The 12742-nt window shown below is 59.2% G+C and carries 9 protein-coding genes; 6 read left to right on the top strand and 3 right to left on the bottom strand.

The features are described from left to right. Positions 1-169: 169 nt before the first annotated feature. From ACA067_RS28150 to ACA067_RS28140, 3 genes are all read right to left on the bottom strand, one after another. Positions 170-1771, bottom strand: coding sequence for an ABC transporter substrate-binding protein (locus ACA067_RS28150; RefSeq protein WP_497459464.1), 1602 nt, complete (start codon positions 1769-1771; stop codon positions 170-172). A gap of 303 nt (positions 1772-2074) precedes the next feature. After that, positions 2075-3700 carry an ABC transporter substrate-binding protein gene (locus ACA067_RS28145; RefSeq protein WP_497459463.1) on the bottom strand — a complete coding sequence of 542 codons (1626 nt, stop codon included), beginning with the start codon at positions 3698-3700 and terminating at the stop codon, positions 2075-2077. Between the two features lie 365 nt (positions 3701-4065). Beyond that, on the bottom strand, positions 4066-4782 hold the full coding sequence (locus ACA067_RS28140) for an SIMPL domain-containing protein (protein ID WP_497459462.1): 717 nt from the start codon (positions 4780-4782) through the stop codon (positions 4066-4068). Positions 4783-5104: 322 nt separating this feature from the next. On the opposite strand from ACA067_RS28140, the gene ACA067_RS28135 reads away from it, so the two are divergent. The 6 genes from ACA067_RS28135 to ACA067_RS28110 all read left to right on the top strand — a co-directional run bounded on the left by ACA067_RS28135 (position 5105) and on the right by ACA067_RS28110 (position 12673). After that, positions 5105-6367 (top strand): ATP-binding protein, encoded by a 1263-nt coding sequence (locus tag ACA067_RS28135; RefSeq protein WP_497459461.1) that lies wholly within the window; start codon positions 5105-5107, stop codon positions 6365-6367. Next, positions 6360-6926 (top strand): response regulator transcription factor, encoded by a 567-nt coding sequence (locus tag ACA067_RS28130; RefSeq protein ID WP_045061485.1) that lies wholly within the window; start codon positions 6360-6362, stop codon positions 6924-6926. The genes ACA067_RS28135 and ACA067_RS28130 overlap by 8 nt, the downstream gene beginning before the upstream one ends. 97 nt (positions 6927-7023) lie before the next feature. Next, positions 7024-8751: an ABC transporter ATP-binding protein/permease gene (locus tag ACA067_RS28125; protein WP_497459460.1), complete on the top strand. Its 1728-nt coding sequence runs from the start codon at positions 7024-7026 to the stop codon at positions 8749-8751. Positions 8752-8840: 89 nt separating this feature from the next. Continuing rightward, a complete protein-coding gene (locus ACA067_RS28120; protein WP_191630668.1) occupies positions 8841-9590 on the top strand; it encodes a FadR/GntR family transcriptional regulator in 750 nt (249 codons plus the stop codon). Positions 9591-10241: 651 nt separating this feature from the next. Then, a complete protein-coding gene (gene kdgD, locus ACA067_RS28115) occupies positions 10242-11153 on the top strand; it encodes a 5-dehydro-4-deoxyglucarate dehydratase (protein WP_497454002.1) in 912 nt (303 codons plus the stop codon). A gap of 74 nt (positions 11154-11227) precedes the next feature. After that, positions 11228-12673 (top strand): aldehyde dehydrogenase family protein, encoded by a 1446-nt coding sequence (locus ACA067_RS28110; protein WP_497459459.1) that lies wholly within the window; start codon positions 11228-11230, stop codon positions 12671-12673. The last annotated feature ends 69 nt before the right edge of the window (positions 12674-12742 follow it).

Below are 12742 nucleotides of genomic sequence, written 5' to 3'. Positions count from 1 at the left end.
GAAGCTCCTCGGTTTCTTTTTTTTTTATTGCCGGTCTTTTTATGGTGATCCGGCTATTGGTTTGAACACATTCAAGGCATCGCAAACGTTTGCAGCAGGCCGATTTGATGAATTACGGCAATACGCCTGCGTGAGGGCGCAAGCGCCCCCAGCGGTTCTGGCTAATCGGTTATTTTTCCAGGCTGACACCCGAGAACACGTTGCGGCCGAAAGGACTGACCTTGAATCCTTCGACTTTGGCGCTCAACGGCTGGTTGACCGTCGAGTGGGCGACAGGCGTGATCGGCACTTGCTGCTTGAGCAGTTGCTGAGCCTGTTTGTAGAGCACGGTGCGCTGGTCACGGTCGGTGACGACCTTGGCCTGCTTGATCAGCTTGTCGTAAGCCGGATCACACCACATGGAGTAGTTGTTGCCGCCAATGGCGTCGCAGCTGTAAAGCGTGCCGAGCCAGTTGTCCGGGTCGCCATTGTCACCGGTCCAGCCAATCAGGCTGACGTCGTGTTCGCCATTCTTGGTGCGCTTGATGTACTCGCCCCATTCGTAGCTGACAATCTTGACCTTGAGACCGATCTTCGCCCAGTCGGCCTGGAGCATCTCGGCCATCAATTTGGCGTTGGGGTTATAAGGACGCTGGACCGGCATCGCCCAGAGGGTGATTTCGGTGCCTTCTTTCACACCGGCGGCCTTGAGCAATTCCTTGGCTTTTTCCGGGTTGTAGGCGACGTCCTTGATGGTGTCATCGTAGGACCACTGGGTTGGCGGCATGGCGTTGACCGCCAGTTGGCCGGCGCCCTGGTAGACGGCGTTGAGAATGCCTTGCTTGTTCACCGCCATGTCCAGTGCCTGGCGCACTTCGAGCTGGTCGAACGGCTTGTGACGCACGTTGTAGGCGATGTAGCCGAGGTTGAAACCAGGCTTCTCGATGAGCTTGAGCCTGGCGTCGTTCTTCAGCGCGGTCACGTCGGCAGGGCGCGGATGCAGGGTGATCTGGCACTCGTTGGCCTTGAGCTTCTGCACCCGCACCGAGGCGTCGGTGTTGATGGCGAAGATCAGATTGTCGAGCTTGACCCGGCTCGGGTCCCAGTACTGCTTGTTGCCGGTGTAACGGATATTGGAGTCTTTCTGGTAGCTCTTGAACGCGAACGGGCCAGTGCCGATCGGTTTCTGGTTGATGTCGCTCGGTTTGCCGGACGCCAGCAACTGATCGGCGTATTCGGCCGAAAGAATGGCGGCGAAACTCATGGCGATGTTCTGGATGAACGCGGCGTCCACGCTGTTGAGCGTCATGACCACGGTCAGCGGCCCGGTCTTTTCGACCTTGGCGATGTTCTTGTTCAGGCTCATCCCGTTGAAATAAGGGAATTCGGTCGGGTAAGCCTTACGGAAGGGTTGCTGCGGATCGAGCATGCGATTGAACGTGAACAGCACGTCATCGGCATTGAAGTCACGGGTCGGTTTGAAGTAAGCGGTTGTGTGAAATTTCACCCCTTCTCGTAGGTGAAAGGTGTACTTGAGGCCGTCTTCGGAGATATCCCAGCTGGTTGCCAGACCGGGTACTACGTTGGTGGCGCCTTTTTCGAACTCTGCCAGTCGGTTGTACAACGGCTCGGCGGCGTCGTTGTCGGTCGCGGTGGTGTACTGCGCGGTGTCGAAGCCAGCCGGGCTGCCTTCGGAGCAGAACACCAGGCTGTTACTGGCGGCCTGGCTGATGGACGTGGCGGCCAACAGGCCGGTGCCCAGTAATGCGGATAAAACCAAGGAATGGCGCATGACGCTCCCTCTTGTTTAGTGTTTTTGACAATGAGACTTTTCCCGTCCGGGGACGTGGAGGCCTCACTGATCTCAAGCCATGACGTGCAGCAATAACCGAGAGCCCACGGATCAACTGGTCAGATCCCGACGGTATGGAACCGTGGGTCCGGCAGTAAATACGTAAAGTCCGAAAGACTTGTGGGAAAAGGCAACACGTCCGAAACCGCTGCTGTAGTACGCAGTGGATCAGGATGTAGGCAAATTCCTGCTTCTCGGTAGATAACGCAACGGCGACGTCAACAACGTCGCCGTTGCACCACCTTATTTGCTGACGCTGACGCCGTAGAAGGAGTTCAAGCCGAATGGGCTGATCTTGAAATCCTGCACGTTGGCGCGCATGGGTTGGAACACCGTCGAGTGAGCGATAGGTGTCATTGGAACCTGGTCTTTGAGGAGGTGTTGCGCCTGCTTGTACAGTTCGGTGCGCTTGGCCTGGTCAGGTGTCTTCTTGGCATCCTTGACCAGTTTGTCAAAGTCCTTGTCGCACCATTTGGAGAAGTTGTTGCCGCTCAGCGAGTCGCAGCCGAACAGCACGTTGAGCCAGTTGTCCGGGTCACCGTTGTCACCGCTCCAGCCGATGATCATCGCCTGGTTCTCGCCGCCCTTGGAACGCTTGATGTACTCGCCCCATTCGTAGCTGACGATGTTGACGTTCAGACCGATTTTCTTCCAGTCCGACTGCAGCATTTCAGCCATCAGTTTGGCGTTCGGGTTATACGGACGCTGAACCGGCATGGCCCACAGCGTGATCTGCGTCCCTTCCTTGATGCCGGCTTCCTTGAGCAGCTCCTTGGCTTTCTCAGGATCGTATTTGGCATCCTTGATGGTGGTGTCATAGGACCACTGGGTGGGCGGCATGGCGTTGACGGCCAGCTGGCCGGCGCCCTGATACACCGAATCAATGATCTGTGCCTTGTTCACCGACATGTCCAGCGCCTGACGGACCCGCAGGTCGGCCAACGGGTTATTGTCGGTGCGGCCCTTGAGCACGGGCATGACGTTATAGGCGATGTAACCCAGGTTGAACCCGGCCTGTTCCGGCAGCTTCAAGGTCTTGTCTTCGCGCAGTGCCTTGAGGTCGGCAGGACGAGGGAACAGGGTGATCTGGCACTCGTTTTTCTTCAGCTTCTGGATACGTACCGACGGGTCGGTGGTGATGGCGAAGATCAGGTTGTCGATCTTGACGTCTTCAGGCTTCCAATAATCCTTGTTCCCGGTGTAGCGGATGTTGGAGTCTTTCTGGTAGCTCTTGAACACGAATGGGCCAGTGCCGATCGGCTTCTGGTTGATGTCGCCGGGCTTGCCTTCCTTGAGCAGCTGGGCAGCGTACTCGGCGGACTGGATGGAGGCGAAGCTCATGGCCAGGTTCTGGATGAAGGCTGCGTCAACGCTGTTCAGGACGAATTTGACAGTGTGATCGTCAACCTTCTCGACTTTGGCGATGTTGGTGTCCATGGCCATGTCGGTGAAGTACGGGAATTCGGTCGGGTACGCTTTGCGGAACGGGTCATCCTTGTTAATCATGCGATTAAAGGTGAACAGCACGTCGTCGGCGTTGAACTCACGAGTCGGTTTGAAGTACGGGGTGGTGTGGAACTTGACGCCTTCACGCAGGTGGAAGGTGTAGGTCAGCACGTCCGGGGAAATGTCCCAGCTGGTCGCCAGGCCAGGAATAACGGCGGTGCCGCCGCGCTCGAATTGAGTCAGGCGGTTGAACATGGTTTCTGCAGAGGCGTCGAAGTCGGTTCCGGTGGTGTACTGACCAGGATCAAAACCGGCCGGGCTCCCTTCGGAGCAGAACACCAGGTTAGTCGCCGCTTGGGCGAAAGGTGCGCTGGCTAACAAGCTCGCGCCGACTAAAAACGGAATGACCGCGTGTTTAAGCATGGTGGCCTCATGATTTGTTGTCATTTTTGGAATTAGAGGACGACCTCGTGAGTCGTGCCTGCGGATACTTATGCAGGGGCCATACCCAATGCAAGATCCCGATCAGCAACAAGCCTTAAACAGTGGCACGAACGTACCTTAATGTCGCAAATGTATAAATACCTGCGCATTTGACCGTTTGCGCAGGTTTTTTACGGTGCAACCGGCGCACCGCAAAGGGCGACCGGAGTGTCTGGCGCACCCGGTTGGTGCGCGGTGTTACTTATATATACCTAACCCATATTGTAGGCACTCAGCGGGTTTTGGCCTGGCAAAAAAAACGGCGATCACCCAAGTGATCGCCGTTTCCTGTATGGGTTAGCGAATCAAGGCATCAACACTTCAATCGCCCCATCCGCCGTCATGCTGACCTGGCTGGTGCCCGCTTCAACTTCCGGTGTTACCGGCGCGCTGTCCATGCTCGCGGCTTTCATCATCATCGGCCCACGCATGTACGGCTGTGGGTAACCGTTGCTGTTGAGGTTCAGGTTGACGATTTTGTAGCCTTTGCCACCCAGTGCGTCAGTTGCCAATTGCGCACGGGCTTTGAAAGCGGTCACGGCTTCTTTAAGCAGGGCGTCTTCGCTGGCCTTGCGGGTTGGCGTGGCGATGGCGAAGTCCATGCCGCCCATTTTCAGGTCGGTAAGCAATTCGCCGGTCAGTTTCGACAGGGCGGCGAAGTCGGAGCTTTCCAGGCGAAGTTCGGCGCGCTCACGCCAGCCGGTGATTTTCTGGCCCTTGGTGTCGTAGATCGGGTAGCTGTTGCGGCTGCCCTGGCGCAGGGTGATGTCCTTGACCTGCTTGGCCTGGGCCAGCGCCTTGTTCATGGTGGTGCTGACGTCGGCGGCGAGTTTGGCCGGGTCGCTGTTCTGTTCTTCGGTGTAGAGGGTCACGATCATCAGGTCGCGGGCCACTTCCTGACTGACTTCGGCGCGCAGGGCGATCTGGTTGTAATGCAGCTCGTCGGCGGCCAGGGCCGGGAGGCTGGCGAGGGTGCCAGCGCCAAGGGCAAGAAGGGCGGCGCTGCGGCGAAATGTGTGCATGAAAACTCCTTGGACGATGCGCAGGGGTTAAGGTCCGAGCCTGCGTGAAACCATCAGACTCTAACTTTAATGATCCGGTTCGCACAGTTACAACTTCTATACAGATGGATGGCAGGTGGCCGCTTCGCAGCCAATCGCGAGCAGGCTCGCTCCCACAGGAGAACGCATTCTTCTAATGTAGGAGCGAGCCTGCTCGCGAAGGCGGCCTTATAGACGCTGCAATTCTTCCTGCCATGTGGCCGTTTGCCGCACTTTCGCCTGCCAGTCCCCGTGCTTGGTTATACTCCCTGCGATCCGCCTGGAGCGCTCATCAGGAGAGCTCATGCTCGCCCCCGTTCAAATCACTTCCGCAACTCGCCAGAATCTCTGGCGGCTGACGTTCATCCGCACTTTGGTGCTGGCCGCCCAGGCCGGTTCCGTGGGCCTGGCTTACTGGCTCGAGCTGCTGCCGCTGCCCTGGTTTCAACTGGCCGCGACCCTCGGTTGTTCGATGTTGTTGTGTGCGTTCACGGCGATTCGCCTGCGCACCTCGTGGCCGGTCACCGAGCTCGAGTACGCCGTACAACTGGCGTGCGACCTGTTCATACACAGTGCCTTGCTGTATTTCTCCGGCGGTTCGACCAACCCCTTCGTCTCTTATTACCTGGTGCCGCTGACCATTGCCGCGGTGACCTTGCCGTGGCGGTATTCGGTGATTCTGTCCGGTATCGCGTTGACGATGTACACCCTGCTGCTGGCGCGTTTCTACCCGTTGCAAACCTTCCCGATCGCTCGGGAAAACCTGCAGGTGTACGGGATGTGGCTGAGTTTCGCCCTGGCCGCGGCGGTCATTACCTTCTTTGCCGCGCGCATGGCCGAAGAGTTGCGCCGTCAGGAAGAGCTGCGTGCCATTCGTCGCGAAGAGGGCCTGCGCGATCAGCAGCTGCTGGCCGTCGCGACCCAGGCGGCCGGCGCCGCCCATGAACTGGGCACGCCTTTGGCGACCATGAGCGTGTTGCTCAAGGAAATGCGCCAGGACCATCACGACCCGATGTTGCAGGACGATCTGAGTGTGCTGCAGGATCAGGTCAAGCTCTGCAAGGAAACCTTGCAGCAGCTTGTCCGGGCGGCGGAGGCCAATCGCCGGTTGGCGGTGGAGATGCAGGACGTCACCGACTGGCTCGACGAAGCCCTCAACCGCTGGCACCTGATGCGACCTGAAGCCAGTTATCGCTTCCAGCGTCTGGGCCAAGGGACCGTGCCACGCATGGCGCCGCCGCCGGATTTGACCCAGGCGCTGCTGAATTTGCTCAACAACGCCGCCGACGCCTGCCCCGAAGGGCTGCAAGTGACCCTGGACTGGAATGCCGAGGACCTGACCATCAGCATCCGCGACCACGGTGCCGGTGTGCCCCTGGCCATTGCCGAGCAGATCGGCAAGCCGTTTTTTACCACCAAGGGCAAAGGTTTCGGCCTGGGCCTGTTTTTGAGCAAGGCCAGCGTGACACGCGCCGGTGGCTCAGTGAAACTCTACAGTCATGAGGAAGGCGGTACGCTCACCGAGCTGCGCCTGCCCCGTGTCGCCCGAGGAGACGAACATGAGTGACGATATCCAAGTCGAAGGCGAAGGCGAAGAACTGCCGCATTTGCTGCTGGTAGACGACGACGCAACTTTCACCCGGGTGATGGCCCGCGCCATGGCCCGCCGGGGCTTTCGCGTCAGCACCGCCGGTTCCGCCGAAGAGGGCCTGACCATCGCCCAGGCCGACCTGCCGGACTACGCCGCGCTGGACCTGAAAATGGACGGCGATTCCGGCCTGGTGCTGTTGCCCAAGCTGCTGGAGCTGGACCCGGAAATGCGCGTGGTGATCCTCACCGGTTACTCGAGCATCGCCACCGCCGTCGAGGCGATCAAGCGCGGCGCCTGCAATTACCTGTGCAAACCGGCGGACGCCGATGACGTACTGGCCGCGCTGCTGTCCGAACACGCCGACCTCGACACCCTGGTGCCGGAAAACCCGATGTCCGTGGACCGCCTGCAATGGGAACACATCCAGCGCGTGTTGACCGAACACGAAGGCAACATCTCCGCCACGGCTCGCGCCCTGGGCATGCACCGCCGCACCCTGCAGCGCAAACTGCAGAAGCGCCCGGTCCGTCGCTGAACCGGTGCTGAACAATTGTTGTCACACCGCGTTGCAACACGAACTGATCATCTATGATCGGTTCGTGTGTCGTTCTTTTCTCCAATGAGCCTTTTCCATGAATCAGAACGCTGAATATTCCGCGGTCAACGATGCTGTGCGCGGGCAGTTTTTTCGCAAAGTCTGGGCGATGATCACGCCTTACTGGCGCAGTGAAGAGAAGGGCAAGGCCTGGACGTTGCTGATCGCGGTGATCGTACTGTCGCTGTTCAGCGTGGGAATCTCGGTGTGGTTCAACACTTGGTACAAGGATTTTTACAACGCACTGCAAAAGAAGGACGAGGCGGCATTCTGGCATCTGATTCTTTATTTCTGCGCGATTGCGGCGGTGGCGATTGTCGGCACGGTCTATCGGTTATACCTGACTCAGATGCTGACCATCCGCTGGAGGGCCTGGCTCACCGAGAAACATTTCGCCCGCTGGCTCGGCAACAAGAATTACTACCAGCTGGAACAGGGCGGTTACACCGATAACCCGGACCAGCGGATCTCCGAAGACCTCAACAACTTTACCTCGAACACCCTGGAGCTGGGCATTGGACTGCTGCGCAATATTGTCAGCCTGGTGTCGTTCTCGATCATCCTGTGGGGTGTGTCGGGCAGTATTGAAGTCTACGGTTTTACCATTCCCGGCTATATGTTCTGGTGTGTGCTGGTCTATGCGGTGATCGGCAGCTGGCTGACGCATTTGATCGGTCGTCGCCTGATCGGCTTGAACAACCAGCAGCAACGCTTCGAAGCTGACCTGCGTTTCTCCATGGTGCGGATTCGCGAGAATGCCGAAAGCATCGCTCTTTATAACGGTGAGCCGAATGAAAACCGTCGCTTGAGCAGTCGTTTTGGCCTGGTGTGGCACAACTTCTGGGACATCATGAAGGTGTCCAAGCGCCTGACGTTCTTTACAGCCGGTTACAACCAGGCCGCCATCATCTTTCCATTCATGGTCGCCGCGCCGCGTTACTTTGCTGGCAAGATCGAACTCGGTGAGCTGATGCAAATCAGCTCGGCGTTCGGCAACGTGCAGGAGAGCTTCAGCTGGTTCATCAGCGCGTACCAGAACCTCGCCTCCTGGCGCGCCACCTGCGATCGTCTGCTGAGTTTCCGCCAGGCGATGACGGATAACGAAGAGCGCGCGCCGATGATCGACGTGCAGAATTCGGGCTCGGAGTTGAAGGTACACAACCTGGGCCTCGACCTGGCGGACGGTCGTCACCTGCTGACCAACGCCGACATGACCGTGGAGGAGGGCGAGCGCGTCATGCTCAGTGGTCGTTCCGGCAGCGGCAAATCGACCTTGCTGCGGGCAATGGGGCATTTGTGGCCGGCGGGCCACGGCAGTATTCGTCTGCCGGCGGCGCGGTATCTGTTCCTGCCGCAAAAACCTTATCTGCCGATTGGCACGCTGCGCGAGGCGCTGAGTTATCCACAGTCCGGCGACACCTATCCGCACGAGCGCTACGTGCATGTGCTCGAAACCTGCCGCTTGCCGCATCTGGTGGCGCGTCTGGACGAAGCCAATCACTGGCAGCGCATGCTGTCGCCGGGTGAACAGCAACGTCTGGCCTTCGCCCGTGCGCTGCTCTATGCACCGCAATGGCTGTACATGGACGAAGCGACCTCGGCGATGGATGAAGAGGATGAGGCATCGCTGTATCAGGCGTTGATCGATGAAATACCGGGGTTGAGCATTGTCAGTGTCGGGCACCGCAGCAGCCTGAAGCGCTTCCACCCACGGCACATTCGTATCGAGAATGGGCATCTGGTGGATCAGGCCGTGACCGCCTGAACACCACTCCTACAGGGTGGTGGGTGATCGTACAACCGCGTTGAGCTATGATGCGGATTCAGCCGAATTTTTCGAGAATGACGTTCACCATGGAAAACCCGATCGACACGCCACGCCTCCCTCGCAAGCGCCGCAGCCTCGCACAGGAATTGGTGACGGTGCTGTCCGAGCAGATTCGCGACGGTCACCTCAAGCGCGGCGACAAATTGCCCACTGAGTCGGCGATCATGGAGGCCCATGGCGTCAGCCGTACGGTGGTGCGCGAGGCGATTTCGCGGTTGCAGGCGGCCGGGCAGGTTGAAACCCGTCATGGCATCGGCACCTTCGTGCTCGATACCCCGAGCCCGAGTGGTTTTCGTATCGACCCGGCGACCGTCGTCACCCTGCGTGATGTGCTGGCGATTCTCGAACTGCGCATCAGCCTCGAAGTTGAATCCGCCGGCCTCGCCGCACAACGCCGCAGCCCCGAGCAGTTGGCGCTGATGCGAGCGGCGCTGGACGCGTTGAATGAAAGTGTCTCCCACGCCAGCGACGCCGTGGCGTCGGACTTCCAGTTCCACCTGCAAATCGCCCTGGCGACCGGCAACCGCTACTTCACTGACATCATGACCCACCTGGGCACCAGCATCATCCCGCGTACGCGCCTCAACTCGGCGCGCCTGGCCCATGATGACCAGCAGCACTACATGAATCGCCTGAGCCGTGAGCACGAAGAGATTTATGACGCGATTGCCCGGCAGGATTCCGATGCGGCCCGCGCGGCGATGCGTTTGCACCTGACCAATAGCCGTGAACGACTGCGCCATGCCCATGAAGAGGCTGAGGCGCAGCGGGGGTAAGGTTGCTGATTCGGGTAAATCATTGCCTGAGAGGCCGCCATCGTCGGAACGCCGCCCGGAGCCGGCTCGCTCCCACAATTGATTGCAAATGTTCCAAACCCTGTGTTCGCAGTCGATCCAATTGCCTGAGAAACTGCCTTCGTCGGAACGCCGCCCGGAGCCGGCTCGCTCCTACAGTTGATTGCGAATGTTCACAAACCCTGTGTTCACAGTCGATCCAATTGCCTGAGAAACTGCCTTCGCGAGCAGACTCGCTCCCACATTTGATTGCGGATGTTCACGAATGTTGTGTTCACAGACGATCCCATGTGGGAGCGAGCCGGCTCCGGGCGGCGTTCCGACGAAGGGGCCCGCAGCCAGGCCACAATTCTTTCAGCCAGTCCTGAAACCAGCTCCTTTCGCTAATCCATAATCTTTCTCTTCCGACAACGTATCTCCTGAATGCCCCTCGGCACGGCGTCCGTGCATCCCGGTTTTGCGGAGCCGAAGGCCCAGAATCATTCGTCGCCCGCCCATCCTGTCCAACAATTTTCACCCGCGGCGATGAAATGCAGTTGACGGTTTTTATTTAGGTTGTACGATGACCTACAACTTCGGCGAAGGCTGAACGGTTTTCTCACACATAACGTCGCTACCCAGGGTGTTCGAATAATGAATCCACAAGAACTGAAGTCCATCCTCTCTTCCGGTCTGCTGTCTTTCCCGGTTACCGATTTCAATGCTCAGGGCGATTTCCATCGCGCGGGCTACATCAAGCGTCTTGAATGGCTGGCCCCATACGGCGCCTCGGCACTGTTCGCCGCGGGCGGCACTGGTGAGTTCTTCTCTCTGGCGGCCAGCGAATACTCGGAAATCATCAAGACAGCCGTCGACACCTGCGAAACCAGCGTGCCGATTCTGGCCGGTGTCGGCGGTTCGACCCGGCAAGCCATCGAATACGCTCAAGAAGCCGAGCGTCTGGGCGCCAAGGGCCTGTTGCTGTTGCCGCATTACCTGACCGAAGCCAGCCAGGACGGCGTGGCAGCCCACGTTGAAGCCGTGTGCAAATCGGTGAAAATCGGCGTGGTGGTTTACAACCGTAATGTATGCCGCCTGACCGCGCCGCTGCTGGAACGTCTGGCCGAGCGCTGCCCGAACCTGATCGGCTACAAGGATGGCCTGGGCGATATCGAATTGATGGTGTCGATCCGTCGTCGTCTCGGCGATCGCTTCAGCTACCTGGGTGGTCTGCCGACCGCCGAAGTCTACGCTGCGGCCTACAAGGCGCTGGGCGTACCGGTTTACTCGTCCGCGGTGTTCAACTTCATTCCGAAAACCGCGATGGATTTCTACCACGCCGTTGCCCGGGAAGATCACGCCACCGTCGGCAAGATCATCGACGACTTCTTCCTGCCGTACCTGGACATCCGTAACCGCAAGGCCGGTTACGCGGTGAGCATCGTCAAGGCCGGGGCAAAAATTGCAGGCTTCGACGCAGGTCCCGTACGTGCGCCGCTGACCGATCTGCTGCCAGAAGAGTACGAAGCTCTGGCCGCGCTGATCGACAAGCAGGGCGCGCAGTAAAAAAACCGAACAAACAAGGCCGCTGAGCAATCAGCGGCCTTTTGCGTGAGGACTTCTTTTTTAGGAGAAAGATTGTGGCTGATACAAAGCGTTTCGATAACTACATCAACGGCCAATGGGTCATTGGTGCCGACTACAGCACCAACATCAACCCATCGGAGTTGACCGATACCATCGGTGAATACGCCAAGGCTGATCTGGCTCAGGTCCACGCCGCCATCGACGCCGCTCGCGCCGCGTTCCCGGCCTGGTCCACTTCGGGCATTCAGGCTCGCCACGATTCACTGGACAAAGTCGGCACTGAAATCCTCGCCCGCCGCGAAGAACTTGGCACTCTGCTGGCTCGGGAAGAGGGCAAGACCCTGCCCGAAGCCATCGGCGAAGTGACCCGCGCCGGCAACATCTTCAAGTTCTTCGCCGGGGAATGCCTGCGTCTGTCCGGCGACTATCTGCCGTCGGTACGTCCGGGCGTCAACGTCGAAGTCACTCGCGAAGCGCTGGGCGTAGTCGGTCTGATCACGCCATGGAATTTCCCGATCGCGATCCCGGCGTGGAAAATCGCCCCGGCCCTGGCCTACGGCAACTGCGTGGTGCTGAAACCGGCGGACCTGGTACCGGGTTGCGCCTGGGCGCTGGCTGAAATCATCTCCCGCGCCGGCTTCCCGTCCGGCGTGTTCAACCTGGTGATGGGCAGCGGTCGAGTGGTCGGCGATGCGTTGGTTCAGAGCCCGAAAGTCGACGGCATCAGCTTCACCGGTTCCGTGGGTGTCGGTCGGCAGATCGCGGTCAACTGCGTGTCGCGCCAGGCCAAGGTCCAGCTGGAAATGGGCGGCAAGAACCCGCAGATCATTCTCGACGACGCCGACCTCAAGCAAGCGGTCGAACTGTCGGTCCAGAGCGCGTTCTACTCCACCGGCCAGCGTTGCACTGCCTCGAGCCGTTTCATCGTCACTGCCGGGATTCACGACCAATTCGTCGAAGCCATGGCCGAGCGCATGAAGTCGATCAAGGTCGGCCACGCGCTGAAAACCGGCACCGATATCGGTCCGGTCGTCTCGCAAGCCCAGCTCGAGCAGGACATGAAATACATCGACATCGGTCAATCCGAAGGTGCGCGTCTGGTCAGCGGCGGAGGTCTGGTGACCTGCGACACCGAAGGCTACTACCTCGCCCCAACCCTGTTTGCCGACAGCGAAGCCGCGATGCGGATCAGCCGCGAAGAGATCTTCGGCCCGGTAGCCAACGTGGTTCGCGTAGCGGATTACGAGGCTGCGCTGGCCATGGCCAACGACACCGAATTCGGTCTGTCGGCGGGCATCGCCACCACGTCGCTGAAGTACGCCAACCACTTCAAGCGCCACTCCCAGGCCGGGATGGTGATGGTTAACCTGCCGACGGCGGGCGTGGATTACCACGTTCCATTCGGTGGGCGTAAAGGTTCATCCTATGGCTCTCGCGAGCAAGGTCGCTACGCGCAAGAGTTCTACACCGTGGTGAAGACCAGCTACATCGGCTCCTGACAGGAAACACCGCGGTATCGGCATCGATACCGCAACAGTTTCACCCGCGCATAAAAATAATCAGTGGGA

Source organism: Pseudomonas sp. LBUM1674, from assembly GCF_059695635.1.
This window is presented reverse-complemented; position numbering and strand designations above follow the sequence as displayed.